Source organism: Micromonospora sp. C95 (genome assembly GCF_018070465.1).
GTDB lineage: Bacteria > Actinomycetota > Actinomycetes > Mycobacteriales > Micromonosporaceae > Micromonospora.
Genome location: NZ_JAGPXT010000015.1, coordinates 43,053 through 64,882 on the forward strand (window position 1 = coordinate 43,053; position 21,830 = coordinate 64,882).

General features: G+C 72.3%; 19 protein-coding genes and 1 riboswitch. Of the genes, 12 read left to right on the forward strand and 7 right to left on the reverse strand.

What is annotated here, in order from left to right; translation table 11 throughout:
• Nucleotides 1-32: 32 nt before the first annotated feature.
• Nucleotides 33-1,154 (forward strand): PLP-dependent cysteine synthase family protein, encoded by a 1,122-nt coding sequence (locus KBX00_RS18065; RefSeq protein ID WP_210828506.1) that lies wholly within the window; start codon nt 33-35, stop codon nt 1,152-1,154.
• Nucleotides 1,155-1,201: 47 nt separating this feature from the next.
• On the opposite strand, the gene KBX00_RS18070 is transcribed toward KBX00_RS18065, so the two are convergent.
• The 3 genes from KBX00_RS18070 to KBX00_RS18080 form a co-directional block, all read right to left on the reverse strand.
• Nucleotides 1,202-1,831, reverse strand: a complete 630-nt coding sequence (locus KBX00_RS18070; RefSeq protein ID WP_210828515.1) for a putative glycolipid-binding domain-containing protein — start codon at nt 1,829-1,831, stop codon at nt 1,202-1,204.
• Between the two features lie 77 nt (nt 1,832-1,908).
• Entirely contained in the window at nt 1,909-3,471 is a 1,563-nt protein-coding gene (locus KBX00_RS18075; RefSeq protein WP_210828643.1) for a DEAD/DEAH box helicase, read from the reverse strand.
• Between the two features lie 197 nt (nt 3,472-3,668).
• Nucleotides 3,669-3,911, reverse strand: coding sequence for a hypothetical protein (locus KBX00_RS18080; protein ID WP_210828517.1), 243 nt, complete (start codon nt 3,909-3,911; stop codon nt 3,669-3,671).
• A 563-nt stretch (nt 3,912-4,474) separates the two neighbouring features.
• Here KBX00_RS18080 and KBX00_RS18085 point away from each other — a divergent pair.
• Complete coding sequence (locus KBX00_RS18085; RefSeq protein WP_210828520.1) at nt 4,475-4,732, forward strand: hypothetical protein; 258 nt, start codon at nt 4,475-4,477, stop codon at nt 4,730-4,732.
• A 1,049-nt stretch (nt 4,733-5,781) separates the two neighbouring features.
• Here the strand turns inward: KBX00_RS18085 and KBX00_RS18090 are convergent.
• Complete coding sequence (locus KBX00_RS18090; protein ID WP_210828522.1) at nt 5,782-7,392, reverse strand: C40 family peptidase; 1,611 nt, start codon at nt 7,390-7,392, stop codon at nt 5,782-5,784.
• Nucleotides 7,393-7,641: 249 nt separating this feature from the next.
• On the opposite strand from KBX00_RS18090, the gene mqnE reads away from it, so the two are divergent.
• The 7 genes from mqnE to KBX00_RS18125 all read left to right on the forward strand — a co-directional run bounded on the left by mqnE (nt 7,642) and on the right by KBX00_RS18125 (nt 14,850).
• Nucleotides 7,642-8,811 carry an aminofutalosine synthase MqnE gene (gene mqnE / locus KBX00_RS18095; RefSeq protein WP_210828525.1) on the forward strand — a complete coding sequence of 390 codons (1,170 nt, stop codon included), beginning with the start codon at nt 7,642-7,644 and terminating at the stop codon, nt 8,809-8,811.
• 24 nt (nt 8,812-8,835) lie between these two features.
• Nucleotides 8,836-9,258, forward strand: coding sequence for a hypothetical protein (locus tag KBX00_RS18100; RefSeq protein WP_210828528.1), 423 nt, complete (start codon nt 8,836-8,838; stop codon nt 9,256-9,258).
• Between the two features lie 37 nt (nt 9,259-9,295).
• Entirely contained in the window at nt 9,296-9,586 is a 291-nt protein-coding gene (locus KBX00_RS18105) for a DUF4229 domain-containing protein (RefSeq protein ID WP_210828531.1), read from the forward strand.
• Between the two features lie 165 nt (nt 9,587-9,751).
• Nucleotides 9,752-11,632 carry a M14 family zinc carboxypeptidase gene (locus KBX00_RS18110; protein ID WP_210828534.1) on the forward strand — a complete coding sequence of 627 codons (1,881 nt, stop codon included), beginning with the start codon at nt 9,752-9,754 and terminating at the stop codon, nt 11,630-11,632.
• Between the two features lie 164 nt (nt 11,633-11,796).
• A riboswitch (cobalamin riboswitch) is annotated at nt 11,797-11,857 on the forward strand.
• 111 nt (nt 11,858-11,968) lie between these two features.
• Entirely contained in the window at nt 11,969-12,904 is a 936-nt protein-coding gene (locus KBX00_RS18115) for an ABC transporter substrate-binding protein (RefSeq protein WP_210828535.1), read from the forward strand.
• A gap of 36 nt (nt 12,905-12,940) precedes the next feature.
• Nucleotides 12,941-14,035, forward strand: coding sequence for an iron ABC transporter permease (locus KBX00_RS18120; protein WP_307868833.1), 1,095 nt, complete (start codon nt 12,941-12,943; stop codon nt 14,033-14,035).
• Nucleotides 14,036-14,049: 14 nt separating this feature from the next.
• Nucleotides 14,050-14,850 (forward strand): ABC transporter ATP-binding protein, encoded by an 801-nt coding sequence (locus KBX00_RS18125; protein ID WP_210828645.1) that lies wholly within the window; start codon nt 14,050-14,052, stop codon nt 14,848-14,850.
• Nucleotides 14,851-14,867: 17 nt separating this feature from the next.
• On the opposite strand, the gene KBX00_RS18130 is transcribed toward KBX00_RS18125, so the two are convergent.
• From KBX00_RS18130 to KBX00_RS18140, 3 genes are all read right to left on the reverse strand, one after another.
• Nucleotides 14,868-15,632: a VOC family protein gene (locus tag KBX00_RS18130; RefSeq protein WP_210828540.1), complete on the reverse strand. Its 765-nt coding sequence runs from the start codon at nt 15,630-15,632 to the stop codon at nt 14,868-14,870.
• Between the two features lie 78 nt (nt 15,633-15,710).
• Nucleotides 15,711-16,481 carry a VOC family protein gene (locus tag KBX00_RS18135; protein WP_210828542.1) on the reverse strand — a complete coding sequence of 257 codons (771 nt, stop codon included), beginning with the start codon at nt 16,479-16,481 and terminating at the stop codon, nt 15,711-15,713.
• A 135-nt stretch (nt 16,482-16,616) separates the two neighbouring features.
• Nucleotides 16,617-18,695: an AAA family ATPase gene (locus tag KBX00_RS18140; protein ID WP_210828546.1), complete on the reverse strand. Its 2,079-nt coding sequence runs from the start codon at nt 18,693-18,695 to the stop codon at nt 16,617-16,619.
• A gap of 173 nt (nt 18,696-18,868) precedes the next feature.
• Between KBX00_RS18140 and KBX00_RS18145 the strand changes: the two genes are divergently transcribed.
• The 3 genes from KBX00_RS18145 to KBX00_RS18155 are packed head-to-tail and all read left to right on the forward strand — an operon-like array spanning nt 18,869 to nt 21,747.
• A complete protein-coding gene (locus KBX00_RS18145; RefSeq protein ID WP_210828548.1) occupies nt 18,869-19,450 on the forward strand; it encodes a helix-turn-helix transcriptional regulator in 582 nt (193 codons plus the stop codon).
• 41 nt (nt 19,451-19,491) lie between these two features.
• The gene (locus KBX00_RS18150; RefSeq protein WP_210828549.1) at nt 19,492-20,862 is read left to right on the forward strand and encodes an MFS transporter; all 1,371 of its coding nucleotides are present in this window, start codon (nt 19,492-19,494) and stop codon (nt 20,860-20,862) included.
• 33 nt (nt 20,863-20,895) lie between these two features.
• Nucleotides 20,896-21,747, forward strand: a complete 852-nt coding sequence (locus KBX00_RS18155) for a menaquinone biosynthetic enzyme MqnA/MqnD family protein (protein ID WP_210828551.1) — start codon at nt 20,896-20,898, stop codon at nt 21,745-21,747.
• Nucleotides 21,748-21,830: the final 83 nt, after the last annotated feature.

A 21,830-nucleotide genomic window follows, 5' to 3' on the forward strand; every position in this document is an offset into this window, starting at 1 on the left:
GCGCCGCAGGTCGGCTTGCTAGGTTTCCGGGCGTGACTCATCTCGACCGGTGCGACGAGGACGGCCGGCGGTGGGTGACCGAGGCGATCGCGGCCGTGGAGGCGGACGCGAACCGGTCCGCCGACACCCACCTGCTGCCGTTCCCGCTGCCCCGGCAGTGGGGGATCGACCTCTATCTCAAGGACGAGTCGGTGCATCCGACCGGGTCGCTGAAGCACCGGCTGGCCCGCTCGCTGTTCCTGTACGGGCTCTGCAACGGCTGGATCGGGCCGGATACCACGATCATCGAGGCGTCGTCCGGCTCCACGGCGGTCTCCGAGGCGTACTTCGCCCGGATGCTCGGGTTGCCCTTCATCGCGGTGATGCCCGCCTCCACCTCGCCCGAGAAGATCGCCCAGATCGAGTTCCAGGGCGGCCGGTGCCATCTCGTCCAGGACCCGGCGAAGGTGGTCATCGAGGCGCGCTGGCTCGCCGAGGACTCCGGCGGGCACTACATGGACCAGTTCACCTACGCGGAACGGGCCACCGACTGGCGCGGCAACAACAACATCGCCGAGTCGATCTACGCGCAGCTCGCCCTGGAACGGCATCCGGTCCCGGCGTGGATCGTGGTCGGCGCGGGGACCGGCGGCACCAGTGCCACCATCGGCCGGTACGCCCGCTACCGGCGGCTGCCCACCAAGCTCTGCGTGGTCGATCCGGAGAACTCCGCGTTCTACCCCGCCTGGCAGGCGGCCGACTGGTCGGTGCGGACCGGCCGGGGCTCCCGGATCGAGGGCATCGGCCGGCCGACCGTCGAGGCGTCGTTCCTGCCCTCGGTGGTGGACCGGATGGTGCAGGTACCCGACGCGGCCTCGCTGGCGGCCATGCGAGCCGCCTCGGCGGTGCTGGGGCGGCGGGTGGGCGGGTCGACCGGCACCAACCTCTGGGGCGCCTTCGGCCTGATCGCCGAGCTGCTGGCCGCCGGCCGGACCGGCTCGGTGGTCACCCTGATCTGCGACGCGGGTGATCGGTACGCCGACACCTACTATGCCGACGAGTGGGTGGCCAGGCAGGGCCTCGACCTCGCGCCGCACCTGGCCACCGTCGACCGCTTCCTGACCGACGGCTCCTGGCCGGTGAGCGCCGGGCCGGTGAGCGCCGGGCCGGATTGACAGTTCCTGGCCGACCTGAGCGCCCAGCCGGCAGCGCGGACGGTCGGTCAGCGGGTGGCTGCGCGCTCGGCCAGCCCCGGGTAACGCAGGACGTAGCCGTCTGCGTCCACCTCGACCTCGGCGCTGAAGCCGCCGCTGGCGTACCGGAACCGGTCCGGGCCCAGCCCGGTGTACACCTGCTCGGTGGGGAGCACGGTGAGGCTGGGCAGCAGCACCCAGGCCACGCTTATCGAGCGAGCGGTGTCCGGCGGTGCGGCGTTCAGGCCGAGCCGACGCAGCGGCAGGGTGTTGAACAGTGGTGAACCGCCGAGGTCCACGTCCAGGGCGTCGGCCAGCCGATCCGGGTCCTCCACGCCGGGCAGCCCGGCCGGGGCGTGCCCGGCGGCGGCCAGCACCGCGTCGAGATCACCCTGCTCGGCGGCGGTCACCCGCCACCGCTGGGTGGCCCGTTCCAGCCGTACGCTGCGCCGCCATCCGGCGCCCTCGACCTCGACCTCCAGGCGGACACTGGCCCAGTCGGTGTCCGTGGTCACCTGGTAGCGACACGTGTAGGGAAGCGGGTCGACGGCCACCTGGGTGCCCTGCGCCGTCAGGCCGTGGCCGTCGTCGACCAGGGCATGCTCGGCACCGGCGGTGTCCGTACGGGTCCACAACAGTGACTTCGGCGAGGTCGGCATGAGCCGGACGTTACGCCACCCGGCGGAGCCGGGCAGCGTATGCGCCGAAGATCAGCACCGCGCGCGGAACGCGGTTGTCAGTAGCTGCGAACCCGCGGTCGGCCGCCCGTCCCACGCCGGTCCTCGCGTGGCCGGTCGTGCGTGTTCCACCCCTCCGACCGACCGCCCCGGTCAGCGCCGAAGCGGCGCTCGCCGCGTGGGTTGTCGTGGTAGCGGCGCTCGCCCGGTGCCTGCTCGGCGAAGCGGCGTTCGCCCCGGTGACCGTGGTCGGCGTACCGGCGCTCGCCGTGGTCGGTGTGACGGCGTTCGCCGTGGTCGGTGTGACGGCGCTCGCCGCCCGGCCGGTCGCCGAAGCGACGGGGGCCGCCCGGCCGGCCGCCGCGCCGGGGCTGCGGCTCCGGCTCGTCACGTACCGGAACGCCACTCGGCTCCCGCGCCCCGATCAGCTCGGCCAGCGCCGGGTCGCCGACACGTACCCGGGACTGCGCCGGCTCCACACCGGCCTTCTCCAGCATCGCCAGGGTGGTGCGGCGCTGCTTCGGCAACACCAGGGTGGCCACCGCGCCGGTCTCACCGGCCCGCGCGGTACGCCCCGCCCGGTGCAGGTAGTCCTTCGGGTCCTTCGGCGGGTCCACGTGCAGCACCAGGGAGACCCCGTCGACGTGGATGCCCCGCGCGGCGACGTCCGTGGCGACCAGGACGTTCGTCCGCCCCTCACGGAACTCCGCGAGCGTGCGGGTACGCATCCGCTGGGTCTTGCCCCCGTGCAGCCCGCCGGCCCGTACGCCCACGGCGGCGAGCTGGGTGACCAGCCGGTCCACGCCCAACTGGGTACGGGCGAACACGATGGTCCGGCCGGCCCGCGCGGCGATCGACGCGGTGACCGGGAACTTCTCCTGCGGCGGAATGAGCAGCAGGTGGTGGTCCATGGTGGACACGGCTGCGGTCGGCGGTGCGGTGGAGTGGGTGACCGGGTCGGTCATGAACCGCCGTACCAGCGCGTCGACGTCACCGTCGAGAGTGGCCGAGAAGAGCAGTCGCTGCGCATCCGCCGGCGTCTTCGCCAACAGCTCGGTGACCTCGGGCAGGAAACCCATGTCGGCCATCTGGTCGGCCTCGTCGAGCACGGTGATCTCGACGTCGTCGAGCTGGCAGACGCCCCGGTCGATCAGGTCGGCGAGCCGACCCGGTGTGGCCACCACCACTTCGACGCCGCGCCGCAGGGCATCGATCTGCCGGTCGTACGGCACCCCGCCGACGGCGGTCTTGACAAACACGCCGACGGCCTTTCCCAGCGGCAGCAGCGCGTCGTTGACCTGCATGGCCAGTTCTCGGGTGGGCACCAGCACGAGCGCCCGTGGATGCCGGGAGCGGGCCCGCTCACCGGCGGCGATCCGGGCCAGCAACGGCAGCCCGAAGGCGAGGGTCTTACCGGAGCCGGTCTGCCCACGGCCCAGCACGTCGCGTCCGGCGAGCGCGTCCGGCACGGTGGCCTGTTGGATCTCGAACGGAGTGGTGATGCCCTGTCGGTCCAGGGCCCGGACCAACTGCCGGGGAAGGCCGAGCGAGTCGAAGGTGACCGGGGTGGTCGTGCCGGCCGGTTGCGGCGCGGCGGGAAGGTCGGGGGAGAACGGGGGCATGCCGAGGTCAGCGGAGGTGGTCAAGAAATGCCTTTCGAGCGGGGCGCATCTTCGCGATGTCCCGCTGCGGCCGTGGCCGCCGGATCTTCCGCAAGAACGCCCATGGGCGCGTGGTCACGCGCCAGGTCAATGATCACCGACAAGTGTACGGCGGTCGGCGCCTGCCCGCCTGCGCCGGAGCCGGGTAGTGGGCGGACTCACCAACGATCCACGAGCCGTCGGTCGTCCACCAGGCCACTGCTCGCGCTGGGCAGCGCGTCGTTCGCGAACAGCACCACCATCACGCTGATCGCCACCAGCACCCCCAGCGCGACCGCCATCAGGATCACCACCCGGAGTGTGCTGCGGGACCGCTCGGCCGGCGTGTCAGCCCAGCCCTGAGCCAGGATGTGCCCGGTCAACGAGCCGGAGGTCTCCTGGTCGCCGGTCGGGAAGGCCACCGTCGCCGAACTCTCCAGCCCGGCATAGTACGCGCTCAGGTCGGAGCCGCCGGGACGCTGAGCAGGTGCTACCTCAGCCGCGCGGCGCGTGTGCTCCGCCGTGCCCGCGCGGCGCGTGTGCTCCGCCGTGCCCGCGCGGCGCGTGTGCTCCGCCGTGCCCGCGCGGCGCGTGTGCTCCGTCTCTCCGGGCGAGCGGACGCCCGGCGTGGACCCGGTCGCGGACGTCCCGACCCAAGCGGGCGGTTCGGACGTGCTGCTCTGGGTTCGCGTCGCACCCGGATCACCGCTCGGCGCGTCCACCGGCGCGAGTGACCCGGCGGGGCCCGCGAGTGACCCGGCGGGGCCCGGACGCAGTCCCGGACGGGACGAGGGCCGGGGCGCGACCCCCGGGGAGTTGGGCGCGGGCTCGTCCCGGCGGCCGCCGGGGTTGGTCGGTGGCGGCCAGACAGGCAGCGCCGGCGCCGGCACGGCCGGGGCCGCGTCGGCCTCGCCAGGGCTGGCGGGCGAGCCGGTGCGGGACACGGCGGCGGACGGTGTGGGCCGGATGGTGTCGGCGTTCGCCGGTGGCGGCGGGAACGGCGGCGCCGGCATCGGGCCCGGTGGCGGCGGTACGGGTGGACCGGAAGGCGGCGTCGGTGGCGGTACGGGTGGACCGGGAGGCGGCGTCGGCGGGCCCGGAACCGGCGGCGCGGGCCGTGGGGCGGGCGGCGCGGGCCGTGGGGCGGGCGGCGGAACAGGGGCTGGTCCCGGCGGGTACGGACCGGGCGTCGGCGGCACCGGTGCTGGGGAGGGCGGTGCCGGCGACGGCGACGGCGGGGTAGGCCCAGGTGGGACCGGTCCGGGCACCGGGGGGTGGGGTGCCGGTTCCGGCTCGGGTGCGGGTGGCGTCGGGGGTTGGGCCGGCTCCGGCGGCTGAGCGGGCTCCGGTGGCTCGATCGGCTCCGGTTCGGCTGGCCTGGCCGCTCCCGGTTGGGCCGGAGCGGACCGGTAGACACCAGCCGTCTTGCCGCCCCCTCCGGCGGACTCCGCCTCGTCCACGCTCACCCGGCTGAGCCCGGGTACCCGAACACTGGCCCGCGCCGGTTTCGATGCCGTCGACTCCCGGTGTGGCCGGACAGCCTCCCGCTGACCGGGTACGCCGGCCGTACCGGGCGCCGAGGTCGATCCGCCGAGGGCGACACCTCCGCTCGTGCCCACCGGTCCGGCGGTGGCCCGGTACGTGGTGCCTCCTCCGGCCCCGGTCAGCCCGGCAGCGGCCGGTGGCTGACCGTGACTCACGCCGCCGGGGGCCGTCACCTTGGCAACGCCTGCCCGGCCCCGGGCCGGTCCCGCCGGGCTGGTGGCGGCGTCTGCGCTCGGCGCGGTGGCTGCGTCCGCGCTGGGCCGGGTGGTAGGTGGTTGGGCGGGCTCATCGGCCGTCGGGTCCGCGGAACCGCCGGTACCCGGCTCGCTGGTGGGGGCGGGCACCGGCTGGGCGGTGGCGGTGGGTTCCGGCTCGGCGGTGGGCGTAGGGGGCGGACCCGCCAGCCCCGCCGGAACCTCTTGCTCCGTCATCGTCGCCTCCGCGCCACGCTCGCAACCGGACCGTGTCGCCGGACCGGGAGTGCCTGAGTGACACCGTGCCATATTCCACCGTGCGGCACACCCGGAGTGCATGCCACCGTCGCGGGTGTTATCGGTCGTCCGGCAGCACACACATGAACAAGTCTGGACTAATGCGGTGTCCTGGAACGCTCACCGGGCCTCGCCGCGACACCGCCAACGTTCCTGGACACCGGACAAGATGCGGTGCCGTGGTCTTGGCGTGGCCGCCCCGTCACTATCGGCGACCGACAGGCGTGCGTGGAGTGGGCGGGCTGCGGGTACGGGCTCAGGTGACCGTGGACGGGCTGGCCGATGCGCTGTCCTTCGGCGCCGCGCTGCTCGCCGTGGTGGTCGGGTCGGCCTTGCCGGCGGCCGTGGTCGGAGCGACGCTGCTGGCTTCCAGGGTCGGTGCGGTGGTCTCGGAGGCCGAGGTCGTCGCCGACGGGGTGGTGGTCGCAGACCGGGTTGCCGACGGGGTGGTGGTCGCCGACGGGGTTGCCGAGGGCGTGGTGGAGCCTGTCGGGGTCGGTGACGGCGTGGTCGAGTCCGAGGGAGTGGGCGACGGAGTCGTCGTCTTGGTGGGCTTCGGCGTCGGCTTCGTCGTCTTGGTCGGCTTCGGCGTTGGCTTGGGCGTCGGTTTGGGCGTGGGCTTGGGCGTCGGCGGTTGCGACGGGGTGGGCGAGGACGTCGGTGCCGGCACCGCGCCCACCACCCGGGTCGCGGCGTAGAGCCGGGACCAACGAACCGTGGAGATCTTGACCACGTCACCGGTGGTCGGCGCGTGGATCATCTTGCCGCCACCGATGTACATGCCCACGTGGTGGATGCTGCGCCAACTGCTGCCCGAGGCGAAGAAGAGCAGGTCGCCGGGGAGGAGAGCGGTGCGGGGCACGGTCCGCGAGCTGGTGGCGCGGTACTGGTCCCGGGAGACCCGGGGCAGCTTGCGGTAACCCGCCGACCGGTATGCCGCCCACATCAGGCCCGAGCAGTCGAACGAGTTCGGTCCCTCGGCCGCCCAGACGTAGGGGTCACCGAGCTGCTTCCGGGCGTACGCGACGGCGGCCTTCGCCGAAGGGTGGGCGACCAGCCCGCCAGCGGACTGGTCGACGTAGTCGGCACCGATCTGCTGCTCGGCAGCCTCCTGCTGGCGAGCCAACTCGACAAGCTGCGCGGAGTTCTCGTCGCGCAGCTTGATCAGCTCCGCTTCGGCGTCGCGCAGTGCCTGCTGGGTGGCGGTGTACTGCTGCTGAACGCCCTGAAGTCGGGACTGGGCGGCGGCGTGCGCCTGCGTCGCCACCTGCTCGTCGGCGCGGGCACGCGCCATCTCGCCGGCGGCCGGGCCGGTGTCGTGCCCGACCTTCTCGCCGCGGTTCGCCCGGCTGAGCAAATCCAGGTCACGCAGGTCGGTGGCGAAACCGCCGGGTGGTAGCGCGGCGGCAGCCTTGATGGCCTCGGCGGCGGCCTGGTCGGCACGCTGCTGGGCCTGCTGGACCGCGCCCCGGGCGAACTCCAGATCACGCTCGGCGGTGCGGAACTGGGCCTGCACCTCGTTGCGCTGCTGTTCGAGTTCGAGGAGTTGGGTGCCCAGCTCGGCGACCCGTGCCTCGGCGGCCGTGATCCGGGTTTCCAGCGCGCTGGCACCGGGAGTGCCGAGCGTCGGTGGCGTCAGGCCGGGGGTGGCGCCGGCGGGCATGCCGGGTAGTTGAAGGGGACCGGTGACCGTGGGACGGGAGCCGGTGTCGGGCACCGTGACGGGGATGCCGGGCTCGGCGTACGCCGGAGCAGCGAGGACCGTGCTGGCGACCGCGGCGAGCAGGGCGGACCAGAGGGCCGGCCGTAGCACCGGTGAGACCACCGGGCCTCGTCGCCGCTGCCGTCCGTCCGCGCTGTCGATCATTCCGCTCCCCGTCCGGCGTTGCTCTGCCACGCTCGGTCGGCGCGGCGGTTCGGGACGCTACCAGTGTGTGTCGTGCCCCACCCTGTCTTACCTCACCCGGTGCACTGGTGTCGATGTCTGGCCGGATAACGGGAGGCTGAGAGTCTGCTGCCAAACGACCACGGTGTGAGTTGCCGCCTCGGCCGACGTAGGCTCAGGTGGCGACCGCGCTCGGGTCGCGACCGCAGGTGGAAGGGGACGGGGCTTTAGATGGACGCCGGACTCAAGCGCGAACTCGAAGCGAAGGTGTACGCGGGGGAGCGGCTGACTCGTGAGGACGGGATCGCCCTCTACTCCAGCGACGACCTGACCTGGTTGGGGCGGCTGGCCCACCACAGGCGCACCGAGATGAACGGCGACCGGGTGATGTTCAACGTCAACCGGCACCTGAACCTCACCAACGTGTGCAGCGCGAGCTGCGCGTACTGCTCCTTCCAGCGCAAGCCGGGTGAGAAGGACGCCTACACCATGCGCATCGACGAGGCGGTCCGCAAGGCCAAGGAGATGGAGGACGAGCAGCTCACCGAGCTGCACATCGTCAACGGCCTGCACCCGACGCTGCCCTGGCGCTACTACCCCAAGGTGCTGCGCGAGCTGAAGGCCGCGCTGCCGAACGTCAAGCTCAAGGCGTTCACCGCCACCGAGGTGCAGTGGTTCGAGAAGATCAGCGGTCTGGGCGCGGACGAGATCCTCGACGAGCTGATGGACGCGGGCCTGGAGTCGCTCACCGGTGGCGGCGCGGAGATCTTCGACTGGGAGATCCGCCAGCACATCGTCGACCACGCCTGCCACTGGGAAGACTGGTCCCGGATCCACCGGCTGGCGCACGGCAAGGGCATGAAGACCCCGTCGACGATGCTCTACGGCCACATCGAGGAGCCCCGGCACCGGGTCGACCACGTACTGCGGCTGCGCGAGTTGCAGGACGAGACCGGCGGTTTCCTGGTCTTCATCCCGCTGCGTTACCAGCACGATTTCGTCGACTCGGCGGACGGCAAGATCCGTAACCGGATCCAGGCCCGCACCACGATGGCCTCACCGGCCGAGTCGTTGAAGACCTTCGCGGTCTCCCGCCTGCTGTTCGACAACGTCCCGCACGTCAAGTGCTTCTGGGTGATGCACGGCCTCTCGGTGGCCCAGCTTTCGCTCAACTTCGGTGTCGACGACCTGGACGGCTCGGTGGTGGAATACAAGATCACGCACGACGCCGACTCGTACGGGACGCCGAACACCATGCACCGCGACGACCTGCTGCACCTCATCTGGGACGCCGGCTTCCGCCCGGTCGAGCGCAACACCCGCTACGAGGTGGTCCGCGAGTACGATGCCGCTCCCACGCTGGCCGAGCGCCGGGCCGAGCCGCAGCAGGTCTGGGCCTGACGCGACGCGTACCCTGGCACGACGATGACCGAGCAGCAGAGCGCGTTCCCCCGCCGGGATGCCGAGGGGCGGATCCGGACCCTGGGCGACCTGGTGGGTGTCGGCCTGGCCGGGGTGGTCATCGGGCTGCTGGTGCTGGTGCTCTTCGACGTGGCCTTCGCCTGGTTCGGTGCCGGTGAGTTCGGCCAGGCCAACGGCTGGCTGGCCGTGATCCTGCCGGCCTGGCTGTTCTGGGAGGACTTCCGGGCCTGGGGTTTCGGTGCACCCCGGGTGGTGGCCGCCCTGGTGGCCGTGGCGACGGCGGTGGTTTCCGGGCTGCTGGTCGCCGGTGTGGCGACGGCGCTGCCGCCGCTGCTGTCCGGCGTGCTCGCGGCGACCACGTTCACCGTGGTGTACGCGACGATCTGGTTTTCCGGCGTGCGCTGGCTGGCCAACCGGACCGGCTGAGACGAAGTGTTTACCTGAGCGAGCGGAGCGAACGAACGTGAGTGCGGCGGTCAAGTACACGCTGGGCCGGATCGGTCTGTTCGTGGTCGTGGTGGCGGCCCTCTGGCCGGTCGACATGGACATCTTCCTCAAGTTGATCCTGGCGCTGCTGTTCTCCGCTGCTGTCTCGTTCTTCCTGCTGAAGGGCTGGCGGGACGAGATGGCCGAGGAAATGGCCGCCGCCGCCGAGCGTCGCCGCGTGGAGAAGGAGCGGCTGCGGTCCGCGCTGGCCGGCGACGACCAGGCCGACGGCGCGCCGGCTGACCGGCCCACCGACGAAAAGGGCTGAGCGCCCGGACAGTCGGCGCGGTGGAACGGTCGGCGGAACCATGTCGCCGGCATGAGGATCCGGCTGGGATGGACCAAACAACGATCAATGTTGATATGACCATGTGACCGGTGGTGGGCTGTCCGCTACCGAGCGGGGGATCCCCGCGCCTCCAGGAGGTTGTCCATGGCCTTCCGTTCAATCCCCGTCCGCCGTGCCCTGGCGCTCATCGTCGCCGCCGGGCTCGGCCTGCTCACCATCGCCGCGCCACCGGTCTCCGCCGAGCCGGCGCCCAACCGGGACGAACAACCGGCCGCCGTGCCCTACCGGGTGCTCGGCCCGAAGACCCTCGCCGATCGCAACGCGGTCGCCCGTACCGGCGCTGCCATCGACTACTCCGAGCACGGGGTGCTGCACGTCTCGGCCACCCGGGCCGAGGCCGCCGCCATCACCCGGCTCGGGTTCCGGCTGGAGGCGATCGCCGCGCTGCCCTCCGACCGGGCGCCGGCCGACGGCGACGTCGGGATCCTCGGCTTCCCGTCGGCCGACTCCAACTACCACGATTATCCGGAGATGATCGCGGCGGTAAACAAGGTGGTGGCCGACCACCCGACGCTCGCACGGAAGGTCAGCATCGGCAGCTCGTACGAGGGCCGGGACCTGGTCGCGGTGAAGATCTCCGACAACGTCGCCACCGACGAGAACGAGCCGGAGATCCTGTTCAACGCCCAGCAGCACGCCCGCGAGCACCTGACCGTCGAGATGGCGCTCTACCTGCTCAACCTCTTCACCGACAACTACGGCTCCGACTCGCGGATCACCAGCCTGGTCAACAACCGGGAGATCTGGGTCGTACCCTCGGTCAACCCGGACGGCAGCGAGTACGACATCGCCACCGGCTCCTATCGGTCGTGGCGTAAGAACCGCCAACCCAACAGCGGATCGTCGTACGTGGGCACCGACCTGAACCGGAACTGGAGCTACAACTGGGGCTGCTGCGGCGGCTCGTCCGGCTCCACCTCCTCGGACACCTACCGGGGTCCGTCGGCGTTCTCCGCGCCCGAGACGCAGGCGCTGCGCAACTTCGTCAACAGCCGGGTCGTCGGCGGGACGCAGCAGATCAAGGCCAACATCGACTTCCACACCTACTCCGAGCTGGTGCTCTGGCCGTACGGCTACACGTACAACAACACCGCCCCGGGAATGAGCGCCGACCAGTACAACACCTTCGCCACCATCGGCCAGCAGATGGCGGCGACGAACGGCTTCACCCCGCAGCAGTCAAGCGACCTGTACATCACCGACGGCAGCAGCATCGACTGGATGTGGGCGGAGCACGGCATCTGGGCGTACACCTTCGAGCTGTATCCGGGCTCGGCCTCCGGCGGCGGCTTCTACCCACCCGACGAGGTCATCCCGCAGCAGACCACGCGCAACCGCGAGGCGGTGCTGATCCTCTCCGAGTACGCCGACTGCCCCTACCGGGCCATCGGCAAGCAGGCGCAGTACTGCGGCAGCGGCGGCGGGGGGACCACGGTCTGGTCGGACACCTTCGAGACCGCGACCGGTTGGACGACCAACCCCAACGGCACCGACACGGCGACCACCGGGCAGTGGGAGCGCGGCGCCGCGCAGGCCACCAGCTCCAGCGGGGCCAAGCAGCTCACCCCGTACGCGGGCAGCAACGACCTGGTCACCGGCCGACTCGCCGGCAGCGGTGCGGGTGACTACGACATCGACGGCGGGGTGACAAGCGCCCGTTCGCCCGCTGTCGCACTGCCGTCCAGCGGCACGTTGACCCTGTCGCTGGCGTGGTACCTGGCGCACGGCTCGAACTCGTCCTCGGCGGACTACTTCCGGGTCAGCGTGGTGCACAACGGCGGCACCACGGCGTTGCTCACCCAGGCCGGTGCGGCCAGCAACCGTAACGGCGCCTGGACGGTGTCGAACCTCAACCTCACCCCGTACGCCGGCCAGTCCGTCCGGATCCTGGTCGAGGCGGCGGACACCTCGACCGCCAGCCTCGTCGAAGCGGCTGTGGACAACGTCACCATCACCTCCTCCTGAAAGCGGACGGGGCCCCGCCACCCCCCTCGCGCGGGGCCCCGTTCCAGGCGGATCAAACGGGCAGGACCGGCTGTCTCCCGGCCGGGTCTGCGGTAGCGCGACGGCCGCTCGGCGGGGCACCGACGCGACGTGCGCTACGGTCTTACCGACCCGTTCCCAGCGAAGCCGGTGAGACACCGGCGCTGTCCCGCAACTGTGATGCCCCGTTACCGGGGACGAGCCAGGTCGCCTGGGGCGCGGTCGCGATCCGCGCTCTCGAGGAAAGGGCGCCTCGCGGACGGGTGCCTCGGCTCCCTGTCGGCGAAGCAGCACACTCCTCGACCGACAGGAGGACCGATGTTCAGACGTACCCCCAGGGTCTTCGCCGCCAGCCTGGCGGTGACCGCGCTCGCGCTCGGCGCCTGCGCCGAGAAGACCACCGACACCCCCACCCCCGGTGACAGCCCGAGCGCCGCCACCTTCCCCGTGACCGTCGGGTCGCTGACGCTGGAACAGCGGCCGGAAAAGATCGTCTCGCTGTCGGCGACGGCCACCGAGATGCTCTTCGCGATCGGAGCCGGCCCGCAGGTCACCGCGGTCGACGACCAGTCCAACTTCCCCGCCGACGCGCCGAAGACGGATCTCTCCGGCTACCAGCCGAACGCGGAGGCAGTCGCCGCAAAGGATCCTGACCTGGTGGTGCTCAGCGACGACCGCAACAAGATCGTCGAGCAGCTGACCACGCTCAAGATCCCGGTTTACCAGACTCCCGCCGCGCAGACCCTCGACGACTCGTACCGGCAGATCACCGAGCTGGGCACGCTCACCGGTAACGCCGACGCGGCGGCCGACGTGGTGCAGCGGATGAAGGACGACATCACCAAGATCGTGGCCGAGGTGCCGCAGCGGGCGCAGGCGCCCACCTACTTCCACGAGCTGGGCCCGGAGCTGTACACCGCCACCAGCAAGACCTTCATCGGCTCGATCTACAGCCTCGCCGGGCTGGAGAACATCGCCGACGCGGCCGACGCCGACGGAAAGAATGGCGGCTACCCGCAGCTGTCCCAGGAAGTGATCGTCGACGCCGACCCCGACTTCGTGTTCCTCTCCGACGTCAAGTGCTGCCAGCAGAGCGCCGCGACGGTCAAGGCGCGCAGCGGCTGGGGTTCGCTCACCGCGGTGCGGCAGGACCAGGTCGTGGAACTCGACGACGACATCGCCTCCCGGTGGGGGCCGCGGGTGGTGGACCTGCTGCGGACCATCGTGGACGCCACCGCCAAGGCCGCCGAGTGACGCTGGCCGCCGAGCGCTGACCGGATCATGCACGACGTGCCGAAGCGTGACCGATCGGTCGTGCCGGCCGGGGCGTACATCACGCCCCGGCCGGCCGGCCTGCGGAAACGTTGGCTCGCGGCCGGGGTGCTCGCCGTGCTCGTGGCGCTGGTGGCCGGGGTCTCGCTCGGCCCGATCAGCCTGCCGCCCGGCAGCGTCGCGATCGAACTGCTCAACCTGCTGCCCGGGGTGCGCCTGGACAGCGGGCTGACCGAGCGGGAGATCGCCATCGTCACCGAGCTGCGGCTGCCCCGGGCGGTGCTGGGTCTGCTGGTCGGCGGGCTGCTCGCCCTGGCCGGTGGTGCCTACCAGGGGGTGTTCCGCAACCCGCTGGCCGACCCGTACCTGCTCGGCGTCGCGGCCGGGGCCGGGCTCGCGGTCACCGTGGTGCTGACCCTGGGGGTGGGCGCGGGCGGCGCGCTGAGCGGCCTGCCGGCCACCATCCCGCTGGCCGCCTTCGTCGGTTCCCTCGGCGCGGTGGCGATGACCTACCTGCTCGGCTCGGCCGGCGGCCGCAGCCGCTCCCCGGCCACCCTGATCCTGGCCGGGGTGGCCGTTTCCGCGTTCCTCAGCGCCGGGCAGACGTACCTGCTGCAACGAAACGCGGACAGCATCCAGCAGGTGTATTCCTGGCTGCTCGGGCGACTGGCCACCGCCGGCTGGCAGGACGTCCGGCTGGTGCTGCCGTACTTCCTGCTGACCAGCCTGGTCATCCTGCTGCACCGGCGGGAGTTGGACGTGCTGTCGGTCGGCGACGACGAGGCGGCCAGCCTCGGCCTGCACCCGCAGCGGTCCCGGTACCTGCTGATCGCCGCCGCCTCGCTGGGCACCGCCGCCGCCGTCTCCGCCTCCGGCCTGATCGGCTTCGTCGGCATCATCGTGCCGCACACCGTACGGATGCTGGCCGGGGCGAGCTACCGGGTGATCCTGCCGCTGTCGCTGCTGTTCGGAGGTGCCTTCCTGGCGCTGACCGACGTGGTGGCACGGATCGCCGCGGCACCGCAGGAGATCCCGATCGGGGTGGTCACCGCGCTGCTGGGCGGCCCGTTCTTCGTGGTGGTGCTGCGCTCGGCCCGGCGGGTGCTGACGTGAGCGCCTCGTCGCCGGTGTCGCCGCCGGATGCCCCGGCCCCCGCCGTCGACCTGCGCGACCTGCGGATCAGCCTGGACGGTACGCCGATCCTCGCCGGCATCGACCTGACCGTCGCCACCGGCGAGTGGGTCACGGTGATCGGTCCCAACGGCGCCGGCAAATCGACGCTGCTGCGCGCCGTCGGCGGGCTGCTCCCCACGACGGACGCCGTCCGGCTGTTCGGTACGCCGATCGGCGAACTGCGTCGCCGGGAACGGGCCCGGGTGGTGGCCACGGTGGCGCAGTCGCCGGTCGTACCGCCGGGTATGGCGGTGCTGGACTACGTGCTGCTCGGTCGTACCCCGTACATCCCGCCGCTGGGCCGGGAGTCCGCCGCCGACCTGGCCGTGGTGCACGAGGTGCTCGACCGACTGGATCTCGCCGGCTTCCACGCCCGGGAGTTGGCCACCCTTTCCGGTGGTGAGCGGCAGCGGGTCTTCCTGGCCCGGGCGCTGGCCCAGGGTGCCACCCTGCTGCTGCTCGACGAGCCCACCAGCGCCCTCGACATCGGCCACCAGCAGGAGGTGCTCGAACTTGTCGACCAGCTGCGTCGGACGCACGGCCTGACGGTGCTGGCCACCATGCACGACCTCTCCATCGCCGGCGAGTACGCCGACCGGATGGTGCTGCTCGCCGCCGGGCGGGTGGCCGCGGTCGGCACCCCCCGGGAGGTGCTCACCGACCGGCTGCTCGCCGAGCACTACCGGGCCAGCATCCGCGTCGTCGACGGCGAGCACGGCCCGCTCGTGGTGCCGGTACGCCCCAGGCGACAGTAGTCCGGCCGGAGGGCGGGTCAGGCGGGGGCGGGCACCGGGCCGAGGATGGAGAAGAACGCACCCTGCGGGTCGGTCAGCACCGCGAACCTGCCCCGGGGCAGGTCGGTCGGCGGGACGGACACGCTGCCGCCGAGCCGCTGTGCCTCGTCGGTCACCGCGTCGGTGTCGGTCACCGCGAAGTAGACCATCCAGTGCGACGGCAGGTCGCCCCACTCCTCGCCGACCATCGGCATCATCCCGGCCACCTGCTGGCCGTCGCGCTGCCAGGTGGTGTAGGTGATCGCATCCATCGGCTGGTCGTCGGCCGTCCAGCCGAAGACCGCACCGTAGAACTCCTTGGCCCGGTCGGGCTCCCGGGTGGTCAGCTCGGCCCAGGTCAGCGCCCCCGGCACGTCGAAGACCTCCGCGCCGGAGAGGCCCAGCGACTGCCACACCCCGAACGACGCGCCGGCCGGGTCGGTGAGCACCGCCGAGCGGTGGGAGCCGGACACTTCGACGGGGCCCGAGCGGCGCCGCCCACCGGTGGCCGTCGCGAGTTCACAGGCCGTGTCGACATCCTCGGTGGCCAGGTAGGGCCGCCAGGCCGGCTGCCCGTCGTCGGTCGGGCCGGCGCCGGCCACCGGTCTGCCCTGCTGGTGGAAGACGAGACGGCCGGTTGGCGGTTCGCCGGTCGCCTCGGCAACCGCCCAGCCGAACAGCGGTGCGTAGAAGCCGGCCGCCGCGGCGGGATCGCTGGTGAACAGGTCGACCCAGGCCGGCCTTCCCGGTGGAATGCTGGTCATGCGCGTAGGCTCCGGTTCCGTCGATGATGGGCGGGGCGGTCCGAGGGTCGCATCCGGATCCGACACCCCGCTGGCGGTTCAGCGCATCCCGGCCAGGGCGATGACCTGGAACAGGGCACCGTGGGGGTCACGGAGCGCGGCAAAACGGCCGGCCGGGATGTCGCGGGGCGGCACCAGGATCGTGCCGCCCAGCTCGGCGGCGCGGGCCGCGGTGGCGTCCGCGTCGACCACCGAGAAGTACAGCGTCCAGTAGGCCGGCGAGTCGGCCGGGAACTCGCCACTCAGCGGCGGCATCATCCCCGCGACCAGGCGGTCACCGAGTCGCCACCCGGTGTACGCGGGCTGGCCCATCGGCTCCTCCTCCGGCTGCCAACCGAAGACCAACTCGTAGAAGATCCGTGCTCCGTCCGGATCGGGGGTCACCAGTTCGGTCCAGCTCATCGCACCGGGCACGTCGAACACCTCGGCCCCGGTGAAGGCCATCGGCTGCCAGACACTGAACGCGGCTCCGGCGGGATCGGTGAAGACCGCCATCCGACCCCGGTCGAAGACCTCGAACGGCGGCACCACCATCTGTCCGCCGGCCCGCTCCACCCGGCCGGCGACCAGATCCGCGTCGTCGGTGGCCACGTACGTCGACCAGATCGGCACCTGATCCGGTACGGCCGGTGGGCCCGCCCCGGCCACCGCCCGCCCGTCGAGCAGGAAGACCGTGTATCCGCCCGCCTCCGGCTCGGGGTCGACCCGGCCGGTCCAGCCGAACAGTTCCGGGTAGAACCGCCGGGCCGCGTCGAGTCCCGGCGTCGCCAGGTCGGCCCAACAGGGCGTACCCGGTGCGACGCTGACCACGGCCACCCCTCCCGCCCCGCGGCGACCACCGACCGGCCACCCTCCTCGGCATGGTGGCACCGGTGCGCCGCCGTTCGGGGTGGAAACCGGGGGTACGTCAACTGAACCGGCGACCCGGTCCCGTCCGGTAGGGAGTCAGCCGAGCGGGGCGGGCAGCGGCGTGGCGTGCAGCACGGACAGCCGGGACACCGCCCGGGTGAGCACCACGTACAGCCGGTTCAGGCCGCGTGGCTCGGCGGCGGCGATGGCGGCCGGTTCGACCGTGATGACGTGGTCGTACTCCAGGCCCTTGACCAGGGTTGCGGGCATCACCGTGACGCGCGTACCGGTGGCCGGCCCGTCGGGGGCCGCGGTCTGCACCCCCGCCTCGGCCAGCGCCGCCCGTAGCCCGTCCACGGTGTCGTCGGCGGCGATCACCGCGATCGACCCCTCGAACGCGAGCGCCGCCCGCACCTCGGCCACCGTCGCAGCCGCCAGATCGCGCACGGTACGCACGTCGAGGCTGCCGTCACCGCGCAGCGACTCGGCCGGCGGCACGTCGACGGCCAGCGCCGGTAGCAGCCGGTTGGCGAAGGCGAGCACGGCGGCGGGCACCCGGAACCCGATGGTCAGCGGCACCACCGTCGCGTCCGGCTTGCCCAGGTGGCGCAGGCTCTCCCGCCAGTCGCTGGCCGCCCAGGGCGCGGTGGCCTGGGCCAGGTCGCCGAGGAGCGTGAGCGAGCCGTGCTCGCTGCGCCGGGCGATGACCCGGCACTGCATCGGGGAGAGGTCCTGAGCCTCGTCCACCACCACATGGCCGTAACCACCCGGTCGTTCGAGCAGGCCGGCCGCCTCGTCGATCAGCACCGCGTCGGCGGCCGTCCAGCGGGTCGCCTTCGCCGTCCGCCCCAACCCGGTGCCGATGACGCGCCCGGTCCCGGGTGCGGGGCGGGTGAGCAGGCGTTGCTCGTCGGGCGTGAGCAGGCCGTCAGCGGCCTGGGCGAGCCGGTCCGGGTCGGTGTAGAGCGCGTGCAGCAGGCCGTCCGGGGTCAGCGCCGGCCAGACGGCGTCCAGGAACCCGGTGACCGGCTTCGACCGGCTCATTCGGCGCAGCCACGCGTCGCCCGGCGATTCCGCCCGCCGGGCCTCGGCCTGCCGTTGCAGCAGTCCGACCACCCGGGCCCGGACCCGGTCCCGCCCGACGGCGTACGGCAGTCGCTCCGCGCGGGTGTCCTGGACCAGCCGGTGCAGCGGCTCCAGCCCGATCCGCCAGCGGAACGAGCCGTCGGAGACGAGCACCGGTTCGGCCGGCTCGCCGACGTGCGCGTCGACGGCCCGGCGCAGCACCTCGGCCATCCGGGCGTCGTGCTTGAGCGTGGCCACCATTGGCGGGTCCGTCGCGCGGACCGGTACCCGGGTGACAAGATCCTCCACGGTGGCCTGCTCCACCTCGACCTCACCGAGCGCGGGCAGCACCGCCGCGATGTAGCCGAGGAAGGCCCGGTTCGGCCCCACGACCAGCACCTTCGACCGTCGCAGCCGCTCCCGGTGCAGATAGAGCAGGTACGCCGCCCGGTGCAGCCCGACGGCAGTCTTGCCGGTGCCCGGGGCACCCTGCACGCAGATCGAGTCGGCCAGGTCGGCCCGGACGAGTTCGTCCTGCTCGGGCTGGATGGTGGCGACGATGTCGCGCATCGGCCCGACCCGGGGACGTTCGATCTCGGCGGTGAGGATCCGGCTGGCCGTGCCGAGTTCCTCGCCCCGGTCCAGGTGCTCGTCCTCGAAGCTGGTCAGCTTCCCCTCGCCGAACCCGAACCGGCGGCGTACCGCCAGGCCCTGCGGATCGCGGGCACTGGCCCGGTAGAACGCGCGGGAGACCGGCGCCCGCCAGTCCAGCACCAACGGTTCGCCCTGCTCGTCGGTGACATGCCGGCGACCGACGTGATAGCGGCGGCCGGCGTGTTCGGCGTCTGCGTCGCCGAAGTCGAGCCGCCCGAAGAAGAGCGGGGTGCGCGGGTCGTCGGCCAGTTCGGCGACCCGCCGGGCGAGGTGCCGGCCGAGCTGTTCGGCGGTGTACGCGTCCCCGGCCACCTTGTCACCGGTGGCGAAGAGGGCCTCGGCGCGTTCCCGCATCCGTTGTAGCGCTGCCCGCGAGCGGGTCAGGTGCGCCCGTTCGGCGGTCAGTTCGTCGTCCAGCGCGGCTGGCTGGGAGATTTTTTCGGCGTGCAGGCTCATCCACGGACTCCTCGACGCGGGAAGAAGGCTGCCGCTCGCGTTTCCGGCACGAGGGCCGGCGCGGGGACGTCCGCTGCGGTGCTACTCACCGCGGCCGTCGGGCGGAACGAACAGCCTACTCCCGGGACTGCCGTGGACAACCGGTTTTCCTCCCGGCCGGGGATCATGGGGACATGACGCAGGCGAACCCCGAGCCGCCCCGGGTGACGATCAGCGACCCGCAGACGCTGCGGGCACTCGCTCACCCGGCCCGGCTCGCGATCATGGAACACCTGGCGACGACCGAGGGCGCGGTGACCGCCACCGAGTGCGCCGAGGTGGTGGGCCTGTCGCCGAGCGCGACCAGTTACCACCTGCGGGCACTGGCCAGGTTCGGCCTGGTGGAGCAGGCGCCGAGCCGGGGGGACGCCCGCGAGCGACTGTGGCGTGCCGCGATCCAGTCGTGGACGATCGACGCCGGCCGGGACGCCGACCCGTCGGTACGCGACGCCGAGCAGACCCTGGTCGAGGTTTTTCTGGCCCGGGAACTGGAGCGCAGCCGGGACTGGCTGCGCCGGGCTCCGGACGAATCCGAGGAGTGGTATCGCAGCGCGATTCTCAGCGAGTCGTTGTTGCTGCTCACCGCCGAGGAGTTGGCGGAGTTGAACGAAGCGGTGACGGCCCTGCTCCGGCCGTACCGCAAACGTACCCGGACCGATCCGCCGCCGGGCGCGCGCCGGGTGGCCGTCCAGTACCGGGCGCTGCCGCTGGCCTGACCTGCTTGCGTCAACCAGATATGAAGCATTACTTTCGAAGTATGTCCTTCACATCTGGCGAGTCGCGGTGGGCCGACGTCGCCCTGGCCACCGCCGCCCGTGGTCTCGCCACCTGCGGGCAGTTCCTCGCGGCGACCACGCTGACGCTGACCCTCCAGTCGTCCGGTGCAGGCGGCCGTGCCGTTGCGGGGATGCTGTTGGCGGCGACGCTGCCGCTCGTGGTGCTCGCCCCGCTGACCGGTCGGCTCGCCGATCGGGTGGACAGCCGGACGCTGCTGATCGGAGCCGGTCTGGCCCAGTCGGTGATCTGCCTAGCGCTGGCGTACGCCGACCATCCGTTGCTGGTCGTGGGGCTGGTCGCGCTGCTCGCCAGCGGCCTGGCAGTCGCCCAGCCGGTGCTCGCCGCACTGGTCCCCGCCATGGTCCTCCCCACCGATCTGCCCAGGGCCACCGCACTCAACCAGACCGCCGGCATGCTCGGTGTGCTGACCGGACCGGCCATGGCCGGGTTCCTGGTGGGCGGCTTCGGTTCCCGGGTACCGCTGCTGATCGCCGCAAGCGGCTATCTGCCGCTCGTCGTCGCCGGCCTGCTCGTGCGTACCCGCAGGGGCGGTGCGCGGGGGGCAGCGATGCCCGGCGGTCCTTCGGTGGGCGCGGCGGTCGCGGACCGCGACGTCAAGGCAGCACGAGGTTGGCGGCTCCGGCGGGATCCGCTGCTGGTGGCGATGGTGGCGACCCTGGCCGGCGTGATCGCGGCCGTCGGCGCGATCAACGTCATCGAGGTCTTCTACGTACGCGAAACCCTCGGCGCCTCTGCCTCCGTGTACGGCCTGGTGACCGGGGCCTGGACGCTCGGTGTGCTCGCCGGTGCCTGGATCTTCGCCCGGGTGGCCGGGCGGTTCACCGACGACGGTGCCCTGGTACAGGGTGGCCTACTGCTGCTCGGCGGCTGTTGCGCGGCGGTTTTGCTCTCGGTGACGGTGCCCACGGCTCCGCTGTTGGTGCCGCTCTGGCTGCTCGGCGGCCTCTGCAACGGCGGCGACAACGTCTTCCACAACGTGGTGGTGGCGCGGCGGGTACCCGAGGCAGCCCGCGGGCGGGCCTTCGCCGCCGTGGGTGCCGCGGTGCAGGGGGCGGCAATGTTCGGTTACCTGGTCGGTGGTCTGCTCCTGGAGGTGACCGAACCTCGCCCGCTGATCGTCGGCTGTGGGGCGGCCGGGCTGCTGGTGCTGCTCGGCTTCGTGGTGCCGGTCCGTCGAACGGTGCGGGCCGAGCGCTCCCGCATCGGGCAGCTGCGGAACCCGGAAGGCCCCGCGCAGACCGGGCCGGCGGGAGCCGAGCCGGTGGACGCCGGGCCACCGCAAGCCGGGCCGGCGGGTGCGGGGTTTGCCACTTCCGCGACGTCCGGCTGAGCAGGTCAGGGGCGGTGGGGATACGGTCGGGGCATGGTCGAGCGCCTCGCCCGCCCCCGCGTGGGGCACATCCAGTTTCTCAACTGCCTGCCCATCTACTGGGGGCTGATGCGCTCCGGCGCCCTGCTCGACGTCGACCTGCGCAAGGACTCGCCGGACCGGCTCAGCGCCCAACTCGTCGCCGGTGATCTGGACATCGGGCCGATCACCTTCGTCGAGTACCTGAAGCACGCCGACGAGTTGCTTCTCCTGCCCGACCTGGCCGTGGGCAGCGACGGGCCGGTGCTGTCGGTCAATCTGGTGAGCACCCGGCCGCTGGCCGACCTCGACGGCGCCCGGGTGGCGCTGGGCTCGACCTCGCGGACGGGAGTGCTGCTCGCCCAGTTGCTGCTGCGCGAGCGGTACGGGGTCCGCCCGGAGTACTTCAGGTGTCCGCCGGACCTGACCCAGATGCTGCTGGAGGCCGACGCCGCGGTGTTGATCGGCGATGTGGCGCTGCGGGCGATGTACGAGGCACCCCGGCAGGGGTTGACCGTGACCGACCTGGGTCAGGCGTGGCGGGAATGGACCGGACTGCCGATGGTCTTCGCCGTCTGGGCGGCCCGTCGTGACTTCGCCGCCGCCCATCCCGGGTTGGTCAAGGAGGTGCACGAGGCGTTCCTGCGGTCGCGTGACCTGTGCCTGGCCGAGCTGGACCAGGTCGCCGCGTCGGCCGCCCGATGGGAACCCTTCGACGCGACCACGCTCGCCGACTACTTCCGTACCCTGGACTTCTCTCTCGGTGAACGCCAGATCGCCGGCATCCGCGAGTTCGCCCGCCTCACCGCCGCCCACGGCGAAACCCCGCCGCTACCCCCCACCGGCCCCACCTTCTTCACCCGCTGACCCCAGCCAACCTCCCGCGATCTTGCACTTTCCGTCGCCGCTTTTCGGGCACAAGCCGCGTTTCAGCGACCAGAAGTGCAAGA

Bases quoted from the DNA above. Each gene is read 5' to 3' on its own strand.
- KBX00_RS18140 (WP_210828546.1), bottom strand. From the start codon at position 18,695: ATGAGCCTGCACGCCGAAAAAATCTCCCAGCCAGCCGCGCTGGACGAC.
- KBX00_RS18130 (WP_210828540.1), bottom strand. From the start codon at position 15,632: ATGACCAGCATTCCACCGGGAAGGCCGGCCTGGGTCGACCTGTTCACC.
- mqnE (WP_210828525.1), top strand. From the start codon at position 7,642: ATGGACGCCGGACTCAAGCGCGAACTCGAAGCGAAGGTGTACGCGGGG.
- KBX00_RS18115 (WP_210828535.1), top strand. From the start codon at position 11,969: ATGTTCAGACGTACCCCCAGGGTCTTCGCCGCCAGCCTGGCGGTGACC.
- KBX00_RS18075 (WP_210828643.1), bottom strand. From the start codon at position 3,471: ATGCCCCCGTTCTCCCCCGACCTTCCCGCCGCGCCGCAACCGGCCGGC.
- KBX00_RS18110 (WP_210828534.1), top strand. From the start codon at position 9,752: ATGGCCTTCCGTTCAATCCCCGTCCGCCGTGCCCTGGCGCTCATCGTC.
- KBX00_RS18100 (WP_210828528.1), top strand. From the start codon at position 8,836: ATGACCGAGCAGCAGAGCGCGTTCCCCCGCCGGGATGCCGAGGGGCGG.
- KBX00_RS18155 (WP_210828551.1), top strand. From the start codon at position 20,896: ATGGTCGAGCGCCTCGCCCGCCCCCGCGTGGGGCACATCCAGTTTCTC.
- KBX00_RS18090 (WP_210828522.1), bottom strand. From the start codon at position 7,392: ATGATCGACAGCGCGGACGGACGGCAGCGGCGACGAGGCCCGGTGGTC.
- KBX00_RS18150 (WP_210828549.1), top strand. From the start codon at position 19,492: ATGTCCTTCACATCTGGCGAGTCGCGGTGGGCCGACGTCGCCCTGGCC.
- KBX00_RS18145 (WP_210828548.1), top strand. From the start codon at position 18,869: ATGACGCAGGCGAACCCCGAGCCGCCCCGGGTGACGATCAGCGACCCG.
- KBX00_RS18070 (WP_210828515.1), bottom strand. From the start codon at position 1,831: ATGCCGACCTCGCCGAAGTCACTGTTGTGGACCCGTACGGACACCGCC.